Annotated in this window: 17 protein-coding genes; 7 read left to right on the plus strand and 10 right to left on the minus strand. The window is 73.8% G+C overall.

Annotated elements, in window-relative coordinates; all coding sequences use genetic code 11:
• Positions 1 to 156 precede the first annotated feature (156 nt).
• Complete coding sequence (gene mraZ, locus ACMXN5_RS08790; RefSeq protein ID WP_078977589.1) at positions 157 to 597, minus strand: division/cell wall cluster transcriptional repressor MraZ; 441 nt, start codon at positions 595 to 597, stop codon at positions 157 to 159.
• A 347-nt stretch (positions 598 to 944) separates the two neighbouring features.
• Here mraZ and ACMXN5_RS08795 point away from each other — a divergent pair, with 347 nt between their 5' ends.
• The 4 genes from ACMXN5_RS08795 to ACMXN5_RS08810 all read left to right on the plus strand — a co-directional run bounded on the left by ACMXN5_RS08795 (position 945) and on the right by ACMXN5_RS08810 (position 6,766).
• On the plus strand, positions 945 to 1,469 hold the full coding sequence (locus tag ACMXN5_RS08795) for a beta-class carbonic anhydrase (RefSeq protein WP_439674769.1): 525 nt from the start codon (positions 945 to 947) through the stop codon (positions 1,467 to 1,469).
• A gap of 248 nt (positions 1,470 to 1,717) precedes the next feature.
• Positions 1,718 to 2,905 carry an AAA family ATPase gene (locus ACMXN5_RS08800; RefSeq protein ID WP_439674770.1) on the plus strand — a complete coding sequence of 396 codons (1,188 nt, stop codon included), beginning with the start codon at positions 1,718 to 1,720 and terminating at the stop codon, positions 2,903 to 2,905.
• 1 nt (position 2,906) lies between these two features.
• Positions 2,907 to 4,316, plus strand: coding sequence for a DUF58 domain-containing protein (locus ACMXN5_RS08805; protein ID WP_380012713.1), 1,410 nt, complete (start codon positions 2,907 to 2,909; stop codon positions 4,314 to 4,316).
• Complete coding sequence (locus ACMXN5_RS08810) at positions 4,313 to 6,766, plus strand: transglutaminaseTgpA domain-containing protein (RefSeq protein ID WP_439674771.1); 2,454 nt, start codon at positions 4,313 to 4,315, stop codon at positions 6,764 to 6,766. The genes ACMXN5_RS08805 and ACMXN5_RS08810 overlap by 4 nt, the downstream gene beginning before the upstream one ends.
• A 231-nt stretch (positions 6,767 to 6,997) precedes the next feature.
• On the opposite strand, the gene ACMXN5_RS08815 is transcribed toward ACMXN5_RS08810, so the two are convergent.
• From ACMXN5_RS08815 to ACMXN5_RS08840, 6 genes are all read right to left on the minus strand, one after another.
• The gene (locus tag ACMXN5_RS08815; protein ID WP_380012707.1) at positions 6,998 to 7,393 is read right to left on the minus strand and encodes a DUF3040 domain-containing protein; all 396 of its coding nucleotides are present in this window, start codon (positions 7,391 to 7,393) and stop codon (positions 6,998 to 7,000) included.
• 292 nt (positions 7,394 to 7,685) lie between these two features.
• The gene (gene dinB, locus ACMXN5_RS08820) at positions 7,686 to 8,897 is read right to left on the minus strand and encodes a DNA polymerase IV (RefSeq protein WP_395789036.1); all 1,212 of its coding nucleotides are present in this window, start codon (positions 8,895 to 8,897) and stop codon (positions 7,686 to 7,688) included.
• Between the two features lie 63 nt (positions 8,898 to 8,960).
• A complete protein-coding gene (locus ACMXN5_RS08825) occupies positions 8,961 to 9,719 on the minus strand; it encodes a methyltransferase domain-containing protein (RefSeq protein ID WP_126638308.1) in 759 nt (252 codons plus the stop codon).
• Positions 9,720 to 9,771: 52 nt separating this feature from the next.
• Complete coding sequence (locus ACMXN5_RS08830; protein ID WP_439674772.1) at positions 9,772 to 13,251, minus strand: DNA polymerase III subunit alpha; 3,480 nt, start codon at positions 13,249 to 13,251, stop codon at positions 9,772 to 9,774.
• Between the two features lie 56 nt (positions 13,252 to 13,307).
• Positions 13,308 to 13,820 (minus strand): SAV_6107 family HEPN domain-containing protein, encoded by a 513-nt coding sequence (locus ACMXN5_RS08835; RefSeq protein WP_439674773.1) that lies wholly within the window; start codon positions 13,818 to 13,820, stop codon positions 13,308 to 13,310.
• A gap of 12 nt (positions 13,821 to 13,832) precedes the next feature.
• Positions 13,833 to 14,120 carry a DUF6504 family protein gene (locus ACMXN5_RS08840; RefSeq protein WP_126638310.1) on the minus strand — a complete coding sequence of 96 codons (288 nt, stop codon included), beginning with the start codon at positions 14,118 to 14,120 and terminating at the stop codon, positions 13,833 to 13,835.
• Between the two features lie 344 nt (positions 14,121 to 14,464).
• Between ACMXN5_RS08840 and ACMXN5_RS08845 the strand changes: the two genes are divergently transcribed.
• Together ACMXN5_RS08845 and ACMXN5_RS08850 are read left to right on the plus strand one after the other, a co-directional pair.
• Positions 14,465 to 15,331: a 1-aminocyclopropane-1-carboxylate deaminase/D-cysteine desulfhydrase gene (locus tag ACMXN5_RS08845; RefSeq protein WP_439674774.1), complete on the plus strand. Its 867-nt coding sequence runs from the start codon at positions 14,465 to 14,467 to the stop codon at positions 15,329 to 15,331.
• A 537-nt stretch (positions 15,332 to 15,868) separates the two neighbouring features.
• Positions 15,869 to 17,359, plus strand: a complete 1,491-nt coding sequence (locus ACMXN5_RS08850) for a phytoene desaturase family protein (protein ID WP_439674775.1) — start codon at positions 15,869 to 15,871, stop codon at positions 17,357 to 17,359.
• A 27-nt stretch (positions 17,360 to 17,386) separates the two neighbouring features.
• On the opposite strand, the gene ACMXN5_RS08855 is transcribed toward ACMXN5_RS08850, so the two are convergent.
• Both ACMXN5_RS08855 and metF read right to left on the minus strand, forming a co-directional pair.
• Positions 17,387 to 17,680, minus strand: a complete 294-nt coding sequence (locus ACMXN5_RS08855; protein WP_126638312.1) for a hypothetical protein — start codon at positions 17,678 to 17,680, stop codon at positions 17,387 to 17,389.
• A 70-nt stretch (positions 17,681 to 17,750) separates the two neighbouring features.
• Positions 17,751 to 18,704, minus strand: a complete 954-nt coding sequence (metF, locus tag ACMXN5_RS08860) for a methylenetetrahydrofolate reductase [NAD(P)H] (protein WP_395789048.1) — start codon at positions 18,702 to 18,704, stop codon at positions 17,751 to 17,753.
• A 164-nt stretch (positions 18,705 to 18,868) separates the two neighbouring features.
• Here metF and ACMXN5_RS08865 point away from each other — a divergent pair, with 164 nt between their 5' ends.
• Positions 18,869 to 19,960, plus strand: coding sequence for a polyprenyl synthetase family protein (locus tag ACMXN5_RS08865; protein WP_439674776.1), 1,092 nt, complete (start codon positions 18,869 to 18,871; stop codon positions 19,958 to 19,960).
• Between the two features lie 472 nt (positions 19,961 to 20,432).
• Here ACMXN5_RS08865 and ACMXN5_RS08870 read toward each other — a convergent pair whose 3' ends face one another.
• Positions 20,433 to 20,948, minus strand: a complete 516-nt coding sequence (locus tag ACMXN5_RS08870) for a ribonuclease domain-containing protein (RefSeq protein ID WP_439674777.1) — start codon at positions 20,946 to 20,948, stop codon at positions 20,433 to 20,435.
• Positions 20,949 to 21,013: the final 65 nt, after the last annotated feature.

Consider the following 21,013-nt stretch of genomic DNA (forward strand, 5'->3'; position numbering starts at 1 on the left):
GTCTGGGGAAGTGACCTCTGGCACCGGGGAAGGAGTGCCAGAAAGCTCGGAGCGGGTGGAGACCTCGCCGCAGGTGCGCCGGGCGAGACCACGTTCGTGAGGATGCGACTCGGGGAGCCAAGAGGAGGCGACGGGCGTCGCCGCGCTCGGATCGGCTCAGATCAGGCCGGGCAGCACCTCCTCGGACAACACGGCGAAGGACCGCTCCTGCTCCGCGAGGTAGTCGTGCCAGGTCTGGGCCGCCCACAGCTCGACCCGGGTGTTGGTCCCGATGACGACGCAGTCCCGACTGTCCCGGTCCAGGCCCGCGTAGTCGCGCAGGGGTTGCGGCACCAGCACCCGCCCCTGCTTGTCCGGCACCGCGTCGGAGGCCCCGGCGTAGAGCACGCGCATGTAGTCGCGCGCCGCCTTCGAGGTCACCGGGGCTCGGCCCAATTGCTCGGCGATCCGGGTGAACTCCGCGATGGGCCACACATAGAGGCAGCGTTCCTGCCCCTTTGTGATCACAAGGCCCTCCGCCAGTTCGTCCCGGAACCGCGCCGGCAGGATCAGCCGGCCCTTGTCGTCCAACCGGGGCTCGTATGTGCCCAGAAACACCGAGCACCTCCGGCCGCCGTCAGGAGCTTGTGGGCTCCATTTCCCGCCACTCTACTCCACCAAACCCCACGGTCAACCCTTTTCGGGCGCGTCACTCTGTTCCCACTGATGACAAAAGCCCAGGTCAGAAGCGGTGACCCGGAAGAACCACCCGATTGCGCGCCCCCCGCACGCCACTCCCCCGCATCGGGCGCGGGTTTCGGCCTTTTCACCCCTGGGCTCCCGGTATGAATCTCCCATTCGGGGATTAGCACTCATAACGCAAAAATGCGGCGATCCATCTGCATGTGGACGGTGTGACTCCCCCCACAAAGCGGATCGGGCCCGCAATCGCTAACGTCCTGACCATGGTCGATCGTCTTGTCGCAGCCAACCGCCTCTACGCGGAGCAGTACCGGGACCCCGGTATGTCCGCCATGCCGGTCCGCCACACGGCGGTCGTCACCTGCATGGACGCCCGCCTGGACGTGCACGCGATGCTCGGTCTGCAACTGGGCGACACGCACGTGATCCGCAACGCGGGCGGCGTGGTCACCGACGACGTGGTGCGTTCGCTGACGATCAGTCAGCGGCACCTGGGCACCACGCAGGTGGTACTGATCCACCACACCCAGTGCGGCATGCTCACCGTCACCGAGGACTTCCGCCGCGAACTGGAGGCCGACACGGGCCTGCGCCCGCAGTGGGCGGTCGAGGCGTTCGTCGATCTCGACGGCGACGTGCGCCAGTCGATGAACCGGGTGCTCCACTCCCCGTTCCTCCTGCACCGGGAGACCGTGCGCGGTTTCGTCTACGACGTCACCACCGGCCTGTTGCGCGAGGTTTTCCCGCTCTCCGACGTGCAACCGGAAGACGCCTCCGCGCAGTCATAGGCTCCGTCGCCTCTCCCGCCGACCCGAATACCGGATCGGCGCGGCACCATCGAGGGGATCGACCCGTCTCGGCCGAAGCCCTTTTGTGCCGACCGGATCGCCCTCCACGCCGCGTCGGCTACCGTCCGGAGTCGCAATGCGCGTTGTCCGGGCCGTCCAACGGGGTGACGGCAGCGCACGCTACCGGGAGAATCGGCCTGTGGCCCTGACCCAGGGCGTGCACAACGCGGTTCCAGGGAGGGGCACGGGTGTCGACGTTCAACGATCAGGCCGGTCTGGGGGATCTGACGGTCACCACCGATCGGATCCGCGGGGCCATGGAGACCGTGATCGAGGGCAAGCCCGAGGTCGTCCGCCTCGCCTTGACGGTGCTGCTGGCCGAGGGCCACCTGCTCGTCGAGGACGTTCCGGGAGTCGGCAAGACGATGCTGGCGAAGGCCCTCGCGCGATCCGTCGATTGCGACATGCGCCGGGTCCAGTTCACCCCGGACCTGCTGCCGTCGGACATCACCGGCGTCAGCGTCTTCGACCAGGAGAAGCGCGAGTTCGAGTTCAAGCCGGGCGCCATCTTCGCCAACATCGTGGTCGGCGACGAGATCAACCGGGCCTCGCCGAAGACCCAGTCCGCGCTCCTGGAGTGCATGGCCGAGCGCCAGGTCACCGTCGACGGCACCACCTACGAGTTGAGCGCGCCGTTCATGGTGATCGCGACGCAGAACCCGGTGGAGATGGAGGGAACGTATCCTCTGCCCGAGGCGCAGCGGGACCGGTTCATGGCCCGCGTCTCGATGGGATACCCGGCGATCGACGCCGAGTTGCGGATGATCGGCGGCCACAGCGCCGGCTCCCCGCTGACCGACCTGACCCCGGTCGCCGACGCGCGCGACCTGGTCCGCCTCGCCGACGCGGTCCGCCGGGTGCACGTGTCCCCGGCCGTCGCGCGCTACGCGGTCGACCTGGTCAACGCCACCCGCCGCTCGCCCGAACTGCGCCTGGGCGCCTCGCCGCGCGCCACCCTGCACCTGGTCCGCGCGTCCCGGGCGGCGGCCGCGCTGGACAACCGCGACTACGTCCTGCCGGACGACCTGCAGACCCTGGCCGTCTCGGTGCTGGCCCACCGCCTGCTGCCCACCGCCGACGCGCAGATGGCCCGGCGCACCCCGGAGCAGATCGTCGCCGACATCGTGCGCCAGGTCCCGGTCCCCGGCGCCCCCACCGGCCAGGCCCCGCAACCGGTCCAGGGCCGGGCGGCCGGCGCGCCGCAGATCGTGCCCGCCCCGCCGGTGCCGCCCGCCCACCAGCCCTACCCGGGCGGCGTCCCGCACCACAACGGCGGCCGGCCGTACCCGACGCAGGCGCCGACCGCGCACGAGGGCTACGCGCCGGTGCCGTCCGACGGCCGCCTCGGCGGCACGGGCTCCGGGGCGGCGCGCTGACGTGCGTACCGCACTGTCGGGCCTGACCACCCGGGGGCGCTCCTTCCTCGCGGCGGGGATCGCCGCGAGCATCTGCGCGGTGGTCCTGGGCCAACGCGACCTGCTGCGGGTCGGCTTCCTGCTCACCGCGCTGCCGCTGGTGGCGGTCCTGATCGTCGCCCGCACCCGGCACCTGGTCACCAGCGCCCGGGGGCTGGAGCCGCCCCGGGTGGCGGCCGGCCACGAGTCCCAGGTGCGGCTGCGCGTGGACAACGTCTCGCGCATCCCCACCGGTCTGCTGATGCTCGAGGACCACGTGCCCTACGTACTCGGCTCGCGGCCCCGCTTCGTGCTGGACCGCATCGAGCCGCACGGCAACCGGCACGTGTCCTACCGGGTGCGCTCGGATCTGCGCGGGCGTTTCCCGGTGGGACCGCTGCGGTTGCGGATGGCCGACCCGTTCGGGATGTGCGAGCTGACCCGTTCCTTCGCCGCCCGGGACACCCTCGTGGTCACCCCCGCCGTGCAGCCGCTGCCCGCGGTGGACCTGGGCGGCGAGTGGACCGGCTACGGCGACAGCCACGCCCGCAACGTGTCCGCGTCCGGCGAGGAGGACGTGGTCCCGCGCGAGTACCGGCACGGCGACGACGTGCGCCGGGTGCACTGGCGCTCCACCGCCCGCCGCGGCGAACTGATGGTGCGCCGCGAGGAACAGGCCTGGCAGAACCGGGCCACCGTACTGATCGACACCCGCGCCGGCGCGCACGTCGGCGACGGACCGGCCTCGTCCTTCGAATGGGTGGTCTCGGCCGCCGCGTCGGTGGGCGTACACCTGTGCCGGCGCGGCTACACCACCCGCCTGCTCGACGCCGAGGGCGACGCGCTCGCCGGGGACCTGGAGGGCATCCGGGCCGCGCCCGGCGACCTGGAGGGTTTCCTGCTCGACGCGCTCGCGGTGGTGGAGACGGTGCCGGTGAACGCCCTGGACCAGGCCGAGCCCGCGCTGCGCGACCCGGCGGGCGGCGGGCTGACCGTCGCCGTGCTCGGCGCGCTGACCGAGGACGACGTCAAGCGGCTCGGCCGGGCCCGACACCGCTCCGGGCGCGGGGTCGCGATCGTGTTGGACGTGAGCACGTGGGGCCGGGTGCCCGGCGCGCTGCCGCACGACAGCGCGGTGGGCCTGCTCCGCCAGGCCGGCTGGCGGGTGCTCTCGGCCCGGGCCGGTTCCCGGCTGTCCGAACTGTGGCGCTCGGCCGGCCGGGTGGGCGACCCGGCCGCCGCCGGCTCGATGTCCTACGCCGGCACCGCGCGCGCCGCCGCCCCCGCGGCTCCCGCGCCGGTATCCACGCCCGCCGCCTCGGGCCCGCCGCCGCGCCCCCGCGCGGCGCCCACGATCGGGGGCTCCACCGTCGACGGAGGGGAACGGCCATGACCGGCCGACTGCGTCTGGCCCTGGTCGCGGCCCTCGCGACCGCACTGACCTCGTCCGCACTGCTCCCGCTGGTCGACGCGGGCCGTTGGATCGCCCAGGGACTGGGCGCGATCCTGCTGGTCGCCCTGGTCGGCGAGGGGGCCCGGCGGATCCGGGTGCCGCGTCCGATCGTGGGATTGACCCAGGTCGCCGCCCTGGTGCCCTATCTGCTCCTGGTCTGCGTCCCCGACGCCAGCGGCCCGATCCCGACCCCGAGCAGCGTCGACGCGTTCGTGGAGTTGATGCGCACCGGCGGACAGGACATCCGCGAGTTCAGCACGCCCGCGCCCGCCACGCCCGGGATCGTCGCGATCCTGCTCACGGTGATGGGCGGCGTGGCCGTGATCGTGGACATGATCGCGGTGACCTACGCGCAGGCCGCCCCGGCGGGCCTGCCGCTGCTCGCGCTCTACAGCGTGCCCGCCGCGCTGTCCAAGTCCGGCCTCGGCTGGGCGGTCTTCCTGATCGCGGCGCTGGCCTACGTCCTGCTGCTGCTCGCGGAGGGCCGCGAACGGCTGCTGCGCTGGGGCAGACCGCTGGCTCCGCCGATACCGCCCGGCTATCCGCCGATGCGCCAGTACCGCCCGCCCGCCCGCGGCGGCGGCCGGATCGGCGTGGCCGCGCTCGCGGTGGCCGTGGCGGTGCCCGCGCTGATCCCGCTGAGCGCCAACCGGCTCCTGGACAAGAACGACAACGGGCCGCAGTCGCATCGGCTGACCACGATCAACCCCGTGGTCAAGCTCTCCGACGAGTTGAACCGGGCGGAGAACCGGGAGTTGATGCGCTACCGCACCAACGCCGCCTCGCCCGGCTCGATCTATCTGCGGATCTCCTCCCTCGACCGGTTCGACGGCCGCTCCTGGCAGCCGTCGGAGCGGCAACTGACCGACGTGCCGAAGGACTTCCCCAAGCCGCCGGGCCTGGACCAGGGGGTGCGCACCGCCGAGGTGGTCACCCGGGTCGAGTCCGACCGGGACTACGACCAGGGTTCGCTGCCGATGCCCTACCCGGCGACGCAGGTCCAGGTGAAGGGCAGTTGGCGCTACGAGCCCGAGGGTCGCCTGCTGCTGGCCGACAACAAGCAGGGCCTGCGCGGCCTCGGCTGGACGGTGACCAGCCTCGACGTCGAACCGACCCCCGCGCAGCTCAAGGCCGCCGGCCCGCCGCCGCCCGCGCTCGCGCCCTACGTGGCGCTGAACCTGCCGCCCGACATGGTGAACCGGATCCGTCAGCAGGCGCAGCGGATCGGCGGCAACGGCACCTCCTACGACCGGGCCCGCAACCTGGAGGAGTGGTTCGCCCGCTCCAACCAGTTCCGCTACGACACCAAGGTCCCGCCGGGCAACGGCGCCTCGGCGCTGGAGAACTTCCTGGAGCAGAAGGTCGGTTACTGCGAACAGTTCTCCTCCGCGATGGCGGTGATGGCTCGCACCCTGGGCATCCCGGCGCGGATCGCGGTCGGCTTCATTCCCGGCACGCAGCAGGCCGACATGAGCTACAAGGTGAGCAGCCACGACGCGCACGCGTGGCCGGAGCTGTACTTCTCCGGCGCGGGCTGGATCCGGTTCGAGCCGACCCCCTCCCGGGGCAACTCGCCGTCCTACGCCCAGCAGGACGTGGCACCGGTCGCGCCGTCGGCCACCCCGGGCAGTGCGGGCGACCTGCCCACCAAGCAGCCGCAGACGGTGCCGAGCGCCGGGCCGTCGACCGCCACGACCAGCGCGCCGGCCGCCGTCGGCGCCTCCTCGGACGGGCCGCGGTTGTCCGGCCGGGTGTTGCTGATCGGCGGCGCCGTGCTGCTGGTGGTGCTGCTCGTGGTGGCGCCGATGCTGGTCCGCACCCGGGTACGTCGACGCCGGTTCGCGGCGCTCACCCGGGACGTGGCGGCCGACGTCGATGCCGACGACCGCGCCGGGCCGGTGCTCGGCGGGTGGGCCGAGGTGCTGGACACCGCCCGCGACCTGGGCCACCCGGCACCGGATGCGGAGACCCCGCGCCAGGCCGCCGAACGGCTGCTCGCCGTGCTGGCGGTCGACGCCGCCGCCGGCGAGGATGCCGGGGACGCCGACGACACCGGGCGGCTCGCGGCGGGATCGGCCCTGCTCGCCGCCCGCGAGGCGCTGCCGCGAATCGCGCTCGCCACCGAACGGCTGTTGTACGCGGCCACCCCGCCGGTCCGCGAGCCGGGCCTCGGCGAGGACGTGCGGGCGGTCCGCCGGGGCCTGCTGGCCCAGGCCGGACGCGGTCGCCGGTTGCGGGCGAGCCTGCTCCCGCCGTCGTTGCGCCGCCGGGGCGGGCCGAGCCGGGCCGAGCGTCGGTACACGCTCGCCGAGCGGTTCCGGCCCCGCCTGCCGCGGCGCCGCCGGGGCGGGGGCCCGGGCGGCACGCCGAAGCCGGCCGACCTCGGCTGAGCGGCGGGCGGCCCCGGCCGCCCGCCCGACCGGGGGCCGCCCGGCCACCCGGGGCACCGGGGCACGACGACAAAACGCCGGTGGCGGTGACCTCCGATTCCCTCGGAGGTCACCGCCACCGGCGTTGTCGTTTCGTATGCCGCCCCGTCTCGACGTCGCGCCCGGGACTCCACCCGTGGCGACCGGGTCTCCCCGGTCGCGTCGTCGACGCGGTGCGGTATGCGCCGAACGTCAGCCGTTCTCCTCGCGTCGACGACGCCAGCGGTCCTCGATGCGGTTCATCACCTTGGCCTTGTTGCGCCGCCGCGGTGCACGGCCGCGGCCCGCGCCGCCGCCTTCGCCCGCGTCGGCCGTCGCCGGTCCCCGACGCCAACCGGTGACCGCGAGGAGCGCCCCACCGAGCATCGCCAGAAAGCCGATGACACTGACCCAGATCTGTTGGACCATCATGCCGGTCATCAACAGGACGATGCCGAGCAGGAATCCGAGGATCGCCTGAACGGTGCGTCGCCGGGTATGCCGGCGCATGCCGGCTGCTTCGAGCGCTGTCGCGAATTTGGGATCTTCGGCGTAGAGCGCTCGCTCCATCTGCTCAAGCATGCGCTGCTCGTGCTCTGAGAGCGGCACGGCGTCCTCCTTCGTCGGCCGCGACGCGACCTTGCGGCCCTTTCAGGATAGGCAGGTAATCGCTGTCGTGAAAGCCACCCTCGGCACGGGCTCGACGCCCGACACCGCGTGAGGGTTCACCACATCGATTCCCGCCCCTTCCCACACTTGTGCCCTGCCCGACGCACGCTCATGTCCCCCGGTCAGGGCTTCGATGATATGCGGCCCGGGCGGGTTCGCGCTGAGGGATGGGGCCGGGTGGGTCCGGGTGGGCGGCTCGCCGGGGTGCCCGGGGTCGGCGGCGGGCGGCGGTTCAGCGCCCTCGCGGACCCCGTGTCCGGGGCCCGCGACCGAGCAGGGTGGCGGCGGTGAGCGCCGAGTCGCCGAATCGGCCGCGCACCGCGTCGGCCGCGCGCTCCACCTCGCGCCGGCCCGGATCCCGTTCGCCGAGCACCAGTTGGCGCGGAGAGCCGCCGCCGACCAGGCCCTCCACCCGGATCCCGACCAGGCGCAGCCGGGCCCGTTCCAGGCCCAGCGCGCCGTGCAGCAGGCAGGCCACGTGGTAGATCTCGTGGCCCACGTCGGTGGCCTCGCGCAGGGTCCGGCTGCGGGTGATGGTGCTGAAGTCGGCGAACCGGATCTTGATCGTGACGGTCCGCCCGGCCGTCTTCGCCCGGCGCAGCCGGGTCGCGGTGCGGTGCGCGAGGGCGAGCAGGGTGCGGCGGATCGCCACCGGGTCGTCCACGTCGGTGGGGAAAGTCTCCTCGGCGCCGATACTGCGTTCGGGTTCCCAGGGGATCACCGGCCGGCGGTCCCGTCCCCAGGCGAGTTCGTACAGCCCGCGGCCCGCGGCGGCGCCGAGCGCGCGGCTCAGCGTCTCGACCGAAGTGTGGGCGACATCACCGATGGTGGTCAGGCCCAGATCGGTCAACAACGCGCCGGTGCGCTCGCCGACGCCCCACAGGCGGTCCACCGGGAGCGGGTGCAGGAAGTCCACCACCTCCTCGGGGCGGATCACGCTGAGCCCGTCGGGTTTGGCCAGCGCGCCGGCCAGCTTGGCGGTGAACTTGGTGTCCGCGATGCCGACCGAGCAGGTGATGCCCTGCTCGTCGAAGATCCGGGCGCGGATCGACTCGCCCACGATCTCCGGCGGGCCCAGGCGGCGGGTGACGCCCGCGAGGTCGAGGAACGCCTCGTCCAGGGACAGTGGCTCCACGCGCGGGGTGATCGAGCGCAGCACCTCCATGACGCCGCCGGAGACGCGGGCGTAGTCGTCGTACTCCGGGGAGAGGAAGAGCGCGTGCGGGGCGAGCCGGCGGGCCCGGGAGGTGGCCTGGCCGGCGTGTACGCCCAGCGCGCGCACGTCGTAGGTGGCGGAGAGCACCACCCCGCGCGGGCCCTGGCCGGCCACCACCAGGGGGGTGTCGCGCAGTGTCGGGTCGCGGCGGATCTCGACGGACGCGTAGAAGGCGTCCATGTCGACGTGCATGATCGCCTGCGGCGGCGCGGATCGGGCGGTGCTCATCCGGCACCGCCCGTCCGGGCGTCGCGGCCGGGGCGGAAAGCGGGCCCCGGGCGGGAAGCGGGCCTAGTTCGCCGGCTTGCCCGCGAGCAGGTGCAGTTGGGTGGCCAGGGCGCGGTACTCGGGCTGTTCGGCCGCGGCGCGTTCGAGGTCGAGGAGGGCGTCGAACGAGCCCGGGTCGTCGACCAGGACGCCCGGGACCAGGTCGGCGAAGACCCGGATCGCGTGCACCGGGCCCGCCTCCAGGCCGGCCTTGGCGACCAGCGCGGTGAGGTCGGCGACGGTGAACCGGCGCGGCATCGGGTCGGCCGGGCCGTAGCGGCCCTCGGGGTCGGCGAGCAGGTCGCGGGCCTGGTCGAAGTGCCCGGCGAGGGCGCGGGCCAGGACCGCGCCGGTGCGGTTGGCCGCGAGCAGGCTGAGCGTGCCGCCGGCGCGCAGCGCGCGGACGATCCGGCCGAGGTCGGCCGCGGGGTCGTCCACCACCTCGAGGACGCCGTGGCACAACACCACGTCGGCGGCGTCCGGCTCGACCACGTCGAACAGGTCGTGGGTGTCGCCCTGGAGGGCGCGGACCAGGTCGGTGACCCCGGCCTCGGCGGCCCGGCGCTCCAGCGCGGCGAGCGCGTCGGGGCTGGGGTCGACGACGGTGACCCGGTGTCCGAGTCGGGCGATGGGCACCGCGAGGTTGCCGGTGCCGCCGCCGGTGTCGAGCACGTCGAGGACGTCCCGCCCGGCCGCCTCGGCCCGTCGGTCCAACGCCTCGCGCAGCACCTGCCACACGACGGCGGTGCGCATCGAGCTGCGCCTGCGCGTCTGGTCGGACACGAACACCCTCCTCCGGAACCGGTCGGGTTCCACCTTAGAGCGTGTACGGAGGTCATCCCGCGCTCCCGGGGCTGGCGTGCCACAGCTTGCGCGGGGCCTGCTTGGCGGCGGTGCCGGCGGGACGCAGGTCTGCGTACGGGGAGACCTTGAAGCCGCTGGCGTGCACCAGGACCCGGCGCTCGGCGGGCGCGGCGGGCGCCGGTCGCGCCTGGGCCATCAGCTCGTGCACCGCCGGGACGCCGCCGATGCTCCAGGCGTCGTGCAGCGCGCCCAACTCCCAGCAGCCGGTGGCCCGCAGCGACACGCCGCGCGGTCCGGTGCGGCGCAGCACCCCGCGCACCACCAGCAGCCAGGAGTGGAACAGCGTGGCCGCGTACGGGTCCTGGGCGTCCTCGAAGAAGGTGGTGTCGACCGGTCCGGTGGCATCGTCCAGGGTCAGGAAGATCACCCGGCGGCCGGAGCGGATCGGCGGCGTCTGGGTGGCCACCTTGACCCCGGCGACCAGCAGTTCGGCGCGGTTGCGCCGGTTCAGCAGGTCGCGGGCGCGGGTGATGCCCAGGTCGGCCAGGAACGGCGCGTGGAAGTCGAGCACGTGGCGGCCGGCGTCCAGGCCGAGCACGTCGAGTTCGGCCCGCACCCGTTCCACGTCGGTGAACTCGGGCAGGCCGGTGGCCGGCGGGATGTCGGGGGCCAGGCCCAGGTCGAGTTCGGCGCCCTCCTGGTGTCGGCCGCCCCGGGCCCGGCCGGCCCGGCCGAGGCGGTTCAGGTCGGCGAGTTGCAGGAGCAGGTCGCGGCGGGTGGTCGGGGCCGGGTGCACGGCGTCGAACGCGCCGATGGTGATCAGCCGTTCGGTGGTCGGGCGGGACGCGCCGCTGCGGGCCCGGAAGTCGACGAGGGAGGTGTACGGGCGGTGTGCCAGCACGTGGGCGACCTCGTCGGCGCCGATGCCCTTGATCTCGGCCAGCGGGATCCGGATGCCGGGCGGCCCCTCGGGGAGGGGTTCGACCCGGTAGACGTCGTCGGAGCGGTTGACGTCGACGCCCAGGATCGGCACGCCGAACTGGCGCGCGTCGTCCAGGATCAGCCGTTTGGGGTACATCCCGGGGTCGTGGGTGAGCACGCCGGCCAGAAACGCGGCGGTGTGGTGCGTCTTGAGCCAGGCGGACTGGTAGGTGGGCAGCGCGAAGGCGGCGGCGTGCGCCTTGCAGAAGCCGAACGAGGCGAATGCCTCCAGGACGTCCCAGATCTTGTCGATCACCGGCCGGCTGTAGCCGCGGTGCGCGGCGAGTTCGTACAACCAGTCCCGGACGGCGGGTTTTCGCTCGTGGCTGCCCAGCGCGCGGCGGGCCACGTCGGCGCGGGCGAGGTCGCACCCGGTGGCGATGTGGATGATCCGGATCACCTGTTCGTGGAAGACCACCACGCCGCAGGTCTCCGCCAGCGCCTCGCGGAAGTCCTCGTGGATGTAGTAGGGCTCGGTCCAACCCTGGCGGGCGGCCAGGAAGGGGGTGACCATGTCGCTCTTGACCGGGCCGGGCCGGAACAGCGAGATGTCCACGATGATGTCCTCGAACGTCTCCGGAGCGAACTTGCCGATCAGCTCGCGCTGTCCGGGCGATTCGATCTGGAAGCAGCCGAGGGTGCGCGTGGAGCGGATCAGGTCGAACGTGGCCCGGTCGTCGTGCGCGATCGTGTCCAGGTCGGGGGCGGCGCCGTCGACCCGTTCGATCTCGGCCACCGCGTGCGCCATCGCGGACTGCATCCGCACCCCGAGCACGTCGAGCTTGAGCAGTCCCAGGTGTTCGACGTCCTCCTTGTCGAACTGGCTCATCGGGAAGCCCTGCGCGGAGGTCTCCACGGGGGTGCGGTCGAGGAGGGTGGGGTTGGACAGCAGTACGCCGCACGGGTGCAGGGCGAGGTGTCGGGGCAGGCCGTCGAGCCGGGCGGCGAGCGCGAACAGGCCGTCGAAGCCGCCGTCCCGGGCGAGTCGGTGGTTGCGCAGTTCGGGCAGGTCGCGCAGGGCCGGGCCGAGGTCGCGGGCGCGGATGTGCGGGAACGCCTTGGCCAGTTCGTCGATCTCGCCGGCGGCCAGGCCCAGCGCCGCGCCGACGTCGCGGATGGCGTGCCGGGCGCGGTAGGTCTCGGCCATCGACACGCAGGCGCAGCGCTCCGGGCCGAAGACCTCCATGATCCGCCGGTAGACGTCGGTACGGCGGGCGGATTCCACGTCGACGTCGATGTCGGGCAGCGCGGTGCGCCGGTCCGAGACGAAACGCTCCATCAGCAGGCCGTATCGGAGCGGGTCGACGCCGGAGATGCCGAGCAGGTGGTTGACCAGGCTGCCCGCGCCGGAGCCGCGGGCCGCGCAGCGCACGCCCATGTCCCGGATCAGGTCGACCACGCCGGCCACGGTCAGGAAGTAGGACGGCAGGCCGAGTCGGCCGATCAGCGCCAGCTCGTCGTCGAGGCGACCCAGCGCCTCGGTGGTGGGGGCGATGCCGCGCAGCCCCAGGCCCGCCTCGCACCGCGCGCGCAGTTCGGCGCCGGCCCGGCTCGCGGGCACGCCCAGCACCTCCGGCTCGGGGTAGAACACGCTGCCCAGGCCCAGGTCCCGGGCCGGGTCCAGGACCAGTTCGTCGGCCAGCGCGCGGCCGGCGCCGAGCAGCGCGGCGGCGGTGCCCCGGCCGGCCAGGCAGGTGATCTCGGCGGCGACGGCGACCATGTCGAGGGTGGGCTTGAGGTATGCCTCGGAGCCGGTGCGGGCCAGGTGGTGCGGGCCGAGCGGGACCAGGCGGCGGGCCGAGTCGAGCACGTCGGCGACCACGGCGTCCTCGCGGTCGGCGTAGCGCACCGCGTTGGTGAGCACGGCGGGCACGCGGTGGGTGTCGGCGAGGGTGAGCATCCGGGCCGCGTGGACGGCGGATCCGGCGCGGCCCGGCGGCGCGAGGTGGCATACCAGTTCGAGGTACAGGGCGTCGTCGGGCATGCCGGCGCGGGCCCGGGCGAGCAGTCGTTCGGCGAGCGCGGGCCGGTCGGCGGCGAGCGCCCGGCCGACCTCGGAGTCGGGTCCGGCCAGTACGACCACAGCGCCGTCGGTCGCGGCCAGCGCCTCCCAGGTGGTCACCGGGTTGGCCCGGTCGCGCCGGTGCGCGTCGCTGATCAGCCGGCACAGCGCGGCCCAGCCCGCCCTGCCCCGGGCGAGCACGGTGACCCGGGGATGCCCGGGGTCGGTGAACGCGCCGCCGCGCGCGGGGGTGCGCCGGATCCGGCCCGGCGCGACGGGATCCGGCTCGGCGGGCAGCACTGCCAGCTCGGCGCCCAGAATCGGCCGGATGCCCGCCGCGAGGCAGCCGCGCGCGAAGGCGACCGCGCCGTACACCCCGTCCCGGTCGGTCAGCGCGAGGGTGTCCAGGCCGTGTTCGACCGCGCGCTCGATCAGGGTGCTCGGGTGCGAGACGCCGTAGCGCATCGAATGCCCCGACGCGACGTGCAGGTGGGCGAAGGGGCGGTTCGATCGATTCGGTCGGTTCATGGGTGGTGCCGGTTCTTGGGTGGGGGTTCGGTGGCGGGGCGTTCGAGGAACGGCGTTCAGTCGACGGGCGGTGGGGCCGGGATCGGGGGCAGTGCGAGCAGGCGCACCACCAGGCGGAAGAAGGTCTCGACGTCGCGGATCAGGTCGTCGGCCTCGCGGCCGGTGACCGCGCCGGGCAGGCCCGCCTCGGCGGCGGCGCGCTTGCGGGCGCCGGACGCGAAGAAGACGGCCCACTCGACCAGCTCGGGCGCCACCTTCGGCAGCAGCTCCCATGCGCTGCGCGGGGCCCGCCGACGCCGGCCCGGACGCTGCTCGTCGGCCTGCGCCCGGGCGGCGAGCACGGCCGCGGCCACCCGCAGCGCGGCCAGGTGGGCGGTGGCGTAGCGCTCCGCCGCGTCGGGGTTGACGGCGGCCTCCGTGAGCCCGCGCCGGGCCTGGGCCAGCAGGTCGAGCGCACCGCGCGGGGCGGACGACCAGCGCACCGGCGCCCGTCGGATCGGCGGCGGCTCGGGTATGTGGGCGGACTGGTTCACACTCGTGCGCACACTCGCGCTCGCGCTTGCGCTCACGGAGTCACCTCCTCAATCGGCGGTCCGAGCCAGCGTCCAGGTCCCGGCGCCGGCGTCCAGGCTGAGGTCGTAGACACCCAGTGGCGCGCTGCGACCGGCTCCGGCCTCCACCCGCCACACCTCGCGCTCCCCCGTCGTCACGACGGCGGCCCGCGAACGCGCGTGCTGCCACCACTCGCCGGTCTCGACCCAGTGGCCGAGCACTTCCCGGACCACGTAGAGCCGGTCGTGCCACAGGAACCGCGCGGGGTCCCCACCACTGCGCAGCACCTCCACCGGATCGGTGTGCAGACGCGTCATACGGCTCCTCCTCTGCCGAGGCCCGGGCCGCGATGCGCTTCCCCACGCACCGCGACCCCGGCTGCCCATCCGTTTGCCCCGTGCCGTTCGAGTCGAACTTTTCTCTCGAACAAAAGTTCGATCCCGTTTGCCAGTAAAGCTCGCTCCCCCACCCACGTCAACGTCATTGCCGCAGTACCGGGCGAACCGGCGTGTTCGATCGATGTTCGAGCACGTTCGCGTCGAACAACCCCCGTCTCGTCCACCGTGACAGGCCACTCCGACAGCCGACCCACCAACGACTCCGACCACCGACGCCGCCATCGATTCCGCCGCCGAGCCGGCCGACGTGCGACCCTGCCCGGGTGCGACCACGTCTGCCCTCGCCGCTGTGCGAGCTGTCCGATCCCCGGCTGACCACCCTCGGCCTGCGCCTGTGCCTCAAACGGGACGACCTGATCCATCCCGAGGTGCCGGGCAACAAGTGGCGCAAGCTGAAGTACAACCTGGCGGCGGCCCGCGAGCGGGGCGAGCACACCCTGCTGACCTTCGGCGGCGCCTACTCGAACCACCTCCGGGCCACCGCCGCCGCCGGCCGCGCGCTCGGCCTGGCCACCGTCGGCGTGGTGCGCGGCGAGGAGCTCGCCGACCGCCCGCTCAACCCGTCGCTCGCCTTCGCGGCCGAACGCGGCATGCGGCTGGTGTTCGTGGACCGCGCCACCTACCGGGCCAAGCACACGCCACCGGTGCTGGAGCGACTGCTCGCCGCACACGGGCCCGCGTACGTACTGCCCGAAGGCGGCAGCAACGAGGCCGCCGTGCGCGGATGCGCGGAGTTGCCCGCCGAACTCGGCGACGACGTCGACACGGTCTGCGTCGCGGTGGGCACCGGCGGCACACTGGCCGGGATCGCGGCGGGGCTGCCCGCCGGGCGGCGCGCGATCGGCTTCGCGGCGCTCAGGGGCGGCTTCCTCGCCGACGAGGTGGCCGACCTCCAGCGCCGCACCTACGGCGCGCCGACCGACAACTGGCACGTGGAGAACGACTTCCACCACGGCGGCTACGCCCGGCGCGGCCCGGAACTGGACACCTTCCTCGCCGACTTCGCGGCCCGACACGGCTTCGCGCCCGAGCCGGTCTACGTCGGCAAGATGTTGTTCGGGCTGTTCGCCCTCGCCGAGCGCGGCGTGTTCGCCCCGGGCACCCGCCTGGTCGCGGTGGTCACCGGCTGACCCGGCCGCCCGACGCGCTCGAACCGGGGCCGGCCGGCACGGGCGAGCCGGGCCGCGCACCGCGAAAAGCGGTGGTCCGCCGTCCCCACGACCGGACCACCGCTCCGAACGACCCGCCGCCCCCCGCGGCCGTCGTCCCCGTCCATCCGTTCCGTCGCCCCGTGTCGCCGGTCCCGATGTCGTCGCTCGCCTCCGCCGTCCCCCTCGAACGGCACTCCCCGAGGTTCCCCCTGGGCTTTCCCCGTGCCGACAACTCTGGCGGTCGGCACGGAGGCGCGGCATCCGTACGGATACTCAGAAACACACCGAGTACCGGCGCCCATATCCCCCGTCGATCATCGTTTTCGGGGCACCGCGGATCCGGGGAAAGAAATCTTCCCCGCGCGTACAACCCTGGACGGGGGTCGCGAGTCTTACCAATCGTGACCCGCTGGGGGGTGGGCCCGTAGACCGTGGGGAGCGGTCGCGGGACGGAGCGGGGGACCAGGCCCGGGGGGCGGGCCTGGTCCCCCGCTTCCGCATATACGCTCTACCGACGTGGCTCGCATTGTGATCGTCGGCGCAGGTATCGGTGGATTGGCGGTGGCCGCTCGGCTGGCCACGCTTCGGCACGAGGTGACGATCTGCGAACGATCGTCCTCGACCGGCGGCGCCTCCGGGTCGATTGTCCGCGACGGCTTCACCTTCACCACCGGCCCCGGGCTGCTCACGCTGCCGGCCGTCTACCGCGACCTGTTCCTCAAGACCGGCGCGGCGATCGAGGACGTGGTGGACCTGGTCCCGCTCGCCTCTCCCACCCGCGAGTCGTTCGCCGCCGCGACCGGGGCGCGTACCGTCGTCGACCTCCCCAACGCCTCCCGGTCCGGGACCCACGACGCGTTCGAGACGGGCTTCGGGGCGGGCGCGGGCGACGACTGGCAGCGGCTGCTGCACCGGGCCGGCGAGATGTGGGGGGTCACCCGGAAGAGCTTCATCGAGGCGCCGCTGCTGGCCGACCCGGCCCGGCGGGCCGAGCGGCTGCGCAGTGCCGGGAGCGGGCGGGCCGACCTGCGCGTCACCGCCCCGTGGCGCTCGTTGCGCTCGCTCGGCCGGGCCACGCTGAGCGATCCTCGGCTGCGCGCCCACCTGGAGCGCTTCGCCGCCGAGGCGGGCTGCCATCCGGGCAAGGCGCCCGCGACGCTGGCCACGCTGCCCTACCTGGAGGAGACCTTCGGGGTGTGGTGGGTGCGCGGCGGCCTGCACCGGATGACCGAGGCACTGCACGCGCGCTGCCTGCAGCGGAAGGTGAAGGTGCGCACCGACACCGAGGTCGTCGCGATCGAGCGCGAGGGTGACCGGGTCGGCGGGGTGCGCCTGTCCGACGGCGGGCGCCTGGCCGCCGACATCGTGATCACCGACCTGCCCACCGACCCGCACGCGGCCGGGCTGTTGTCCGGCCCGGGGGCCGCCGGGGCGCGGCGGGTGCCGGCCGCTTCCGCGACGCTCGAACTGCATCTCGCGCTGCGCGGGCACACCCCCGGGACGCCGCACCGCACCTATCTGTTCGCGGACGATCCGGGCCGGGAGCCGGACGCGCTGTTCGCCCGACGCCCCGCGCCGCCGAACGATCCGACGGTGTGCGTGCTCGCCCCCGACGACCCGACGCTGGCCCCCGAGGGGCACAGCGCGTGGACGGTACAGCTGCGCGTGCCGCCGCACGGCATCGTGGACTGGGCCTTGGCCGCCGTCCGGGACGCCTACCCCACGACCCTGCTCGACCTGATGGCCCGGCGCGGCCTCGACGTGCGCGACCGGGTCCTGTGGTCGGAGTTGCGCACCCCGGCCGACGTGGCGGCGGCCACCGGTGCCCCGGGCGGCGCGGTGCCGGGCGCGGGCGCCGACGGGCCGCGCAGCGCGCCGCGCCGGGTGCCGAACCGGTCGGCCGTACCGGGTCTGTTCTCGGTCGGCGCGAGTGCCCATCCGGGCGGCGGGCTGCCCCGGGTCGGCATGTCGGCGGCGCTGGTGGCGGAGCTGATCGGGCGCGCGTAGGGCGCGGCTCGCGGTATGCGGCCGGGTTCAGCGGGCCTTGGCCCGGCGGCCCTTCGGGCGGCGACCGCTGACCGTCCAGCCGTGGTGGTACGCCTTGCGCACGTAGCGCGTGGTCAGGAACTGACCGACCGCGAAGCAGAACGCGCCGATGCCGACCACCACCGGGTTCTTGATGCCGACACCGGCGGCCACGCCGACGAAGCCGACGAAGGCCAGCACGCGGTAGCGGAACGGGGCGCCGTGTTGCCACAACACCTCGGTCAGCAGCCACAGTCCGATCGGCACGAACAGGATGTAGAGCACCACCAGGCCGAACTGCACGGTCGATCCCTCCGTTACCGGTTCGTGGCCTCACCCTAGAGGGTGAACCAGCCGTCGGGACGAAAGCGTGTCAGCCGACTTCGGTCGAGCCGGCGCCCCGCGCCGCGCCGGCTTCCCTGTCCAGCCCGAGGTTCTGGTAGATCTCGGTGGTCGCGGTCGACCGGTTCAAGGTGATGAAGTGCAGGCCCGGCGCGCCCTCGGCGAGCAGCCGCTCGGACATCCGGGTGGCGTATTCCACCCCGATCGTGCGCACCGCCGCCCGGTCGTCGCCCGCCGCCTCGACCGCCGCCGACAGGTCGGCCGGCACCGAGCAGCCGCTCAGCTCGCCGGCCCGCACCAGCGTGGTCGGGCTGGTCACCGGCATCACCTCGGGGATGATCGGGATGTCGCACCCGGCCGCCGCGACCCGGTCGCGCAGGCGCAGGTAGTCCTCGACGTCGAAGAACATCTGGGTGATCGCGTAGTCGGCGCCCGCACGGCACTTGGCCACGAAGTGCCGGATGTCCTCGTCCCAGTTGTTCGAACGCGGGTGCATCTCCGGGAACGCGGCGATGCCCACGCAGAAGTCGCCGGACGCGCGCAGCAGCTCCACCAGCTCGACGGCGTAGGTGAAGCCGTCGGGGTGGGCGATCCACTCGCCCTTCGGGTCGCCCGGCGGGTCGCCGCGCAGCGCGAGCACGTTGCGCACGCCCGCGTTGGCGTACTGCCCGATGATGTTGCGCAGCTCGGCGCGCGAGTGGCCGACCGCGGTGAGGTGCCCCACGGGGGTGAGCGTGGTCTCGGTGGCGATCCGCTCGGTCGTGTCGACGGTCAGGCCCCGGCTGGAGCCGCCCGCGCCGTAGGTGACCGAGACGAAGGTCGGCGCCAGTGCCTCAACGCGGCGGATGGCCTCCCACAGGGTGCGGGTGCCCGCCTCCGTGCGTGGGGGCATGAACTCGAAGGAGAAGGACCGGGTGCCGTCCGCGAGGAGATCGCGAATGGCCGGAGTTCGACTGATTCGGGTGGCTGCCGCACCGAGAGACATGCAGGCAGGTTATCGGGCGTTCCGCGAAGCGAGGTAGACCTTCCACTCCGCGAGACGACCGGGCGCGCCGGGCTCGGCGGCGGGTGACCAGGGGACTCGCACCCGGCGCAAGTTAGGCTGCCCCGTATTTCCTGTTCGTTTCCCCGCCTTCGACGGAAGACTCCATGGCTGCCGAATCCTTCCCCGTACACCCCCTGGACCGGGGCGGCCTCCGGCAGCGGATCAATGCCGCGCTGGGCGAGTTCATGGACCGACAGGCGCGGGTGCTCGCCGACGTGGGCGAGGGCATGGTCCCGGTCACCGCGGCGCTGAACGACTTCGTGCTCGACGGCGGCAAGCGGCTGCGCCCGGGCTTTTGCTACTGGGGGTGGCGCGGGATCGCCGGTCCGGGACAGGCGGACGAGGCCATCGTGCGGGCGGCCACCGCGCTGGAGCTGCTCCAGGCCAGCGCGCTGATCCACGACGACCTGATGGACAGCAGCGACACCCGGCGCGGCAAGCCGGCCGTGCACCGCCGGTTCGAGGGGCTGCACGGGGAGAGCGGCTGGACGGGCTCGGGCGAGTCGTTCGGCTCGGCGGCGGCGATCCTGCTCGGCGACCTGTGCCTGTCCTGGTGCGACGAGATGTTCGGTGCCAGCGGGGTGGACGACCGGGCGCTGCGCGCGGCCAAGCCGCTGTTCGACGTGATGCGCACCGAGGTGATGGCGGGCCAGTATCTCGACGTGCTGGAGCAGGCGATGGGCGGCGGCTCGGTCGAGCGATCACGACGGGTGATGCGGTTCAAGTCCGCCAAGTACACGATCGAGCGCCCCCTGCACGTGGGGGCCGCCCTGGCCGGCGCCGACCCGGCCGCCCTCGCCGCCTACTCCGCCTACGGGCTGCCCCTCGGCGAGGCCTTCCAGCTGCGCGACGACGTGCTCGGCGTCTTCGGCGACCCCGAGCGGACCGGCAAGCCCGCCGGGGACGACCTGCGCGAGGGCAAGCGGACCGTGCTGCTCGCGCTGGCCGGCGAGCGGGCCGACACCGCCCAGAGCGAGGTGCTCACCGCGCTGGTCGGCGATCCGGCGCTGAGCGACACCGGGGTCAAGGAACTGCGCGCGGTGATCGAGGACACCGGCGCGCTCGCCGACGTCGAGACGATGATCACCGACCTGACCGCGCGGGCCCTGACCGCCCTGGCCGCCGCGCCGATCGCCGAGGACGCGCGCGAAGTGCTGCGCGAGCTGGTCGACGCCGCCACGGTGCGCAGCGTCTAGGAGCGGGCGGGCCGGGGTGTCCGGAGCGAGCGCGAACGGTGTGCCGAGGGCCGCGGGTCGGTGGTGTTCGGGCTCGGCGATCCGTCCCCTGTGCGGGTGTGTGGCGTGCTCGTCCCCGTCCTCGGACAGCGCCTGCGGCGGATTGCGGCCGACCAGGTAGATCCCGCCGATCACGGCGACGAGGACGAGCAGCGGGAACAGCAGCGCGCCCCCGTTGTCCGGTGTCGCGCTCGGGCGCGGCGCCGGCGTCCCGGGGGCGCCGACCGCGAGCCGAGGGCTCGGGATCCGGGTCAGGCCGGGCGTCGTCGCGGGGTGCGGCAAGTCGTGGGCGCGGGCATCCTCTGCGGACCCCGGACGGAAGGAGACGTCGGGTGTGTCCATCTCGGCAGTCTGGCCGCCGGATCGATCCGACTCGGCCGGAATGCGCCATCCGCGAGCCCAACCACCCGATCGGCGCACACCGCGTCGCGGGTCAGGGCAGGACGGCCGCGAAGCTCGCGTAGTGGTCGTCGCTGTAGAAGCGCTCGGTGTTCTTTCCGGTGACGATCCGCCGTGCGCCGCGATCGGCGGACCCGGGGGTGCGGACCGTGTACTCGCGGTAGTAGCCGTCGGGTCTGCCGGGGAGCAGCTTCTCCCGGTTGCCGAAGACGATGCCGTCGCGGGGGTACGGGAACGGGCCGCCGGCCGCGATCAGGGCCAGCGTCTCGCGGGCCTCGGCGGGCAGGTCGCCGGCGGCGACGGTACGCATCCGGGCGGGCACCCAGGTGGGGCGCGCGGACGCGGTGTCGCCGCGGCGCGACACCGACGCGGTGCCGACGGACGTGCCGGCCGCGGTGGACGCCGCCGGCGTCCGGGTCGCCCCGGCGCCGGGACGCGACCCGTCGCCGTCGCCGCGTGTGAGCGCGAAGACCAACGCGAGTGCCGCGACGAGCGCGAGCACCGTGACGACGATCAGATTGCGCCGCTGGGCACCGGACATGTCCCGCATCGTGCCGGCCCACCCGCCGCACCGAGCCGAGCCCGCGGACGTACGCGCCGAACGACACCCGAACC

Source organism: Embleya australiensis (assembly GCF_051903075.1).
Lineage (GTDB): Bacteria > Actinomycetota > Actinomycetes > Streptomycetales > Streptomycetaceae > Embleya.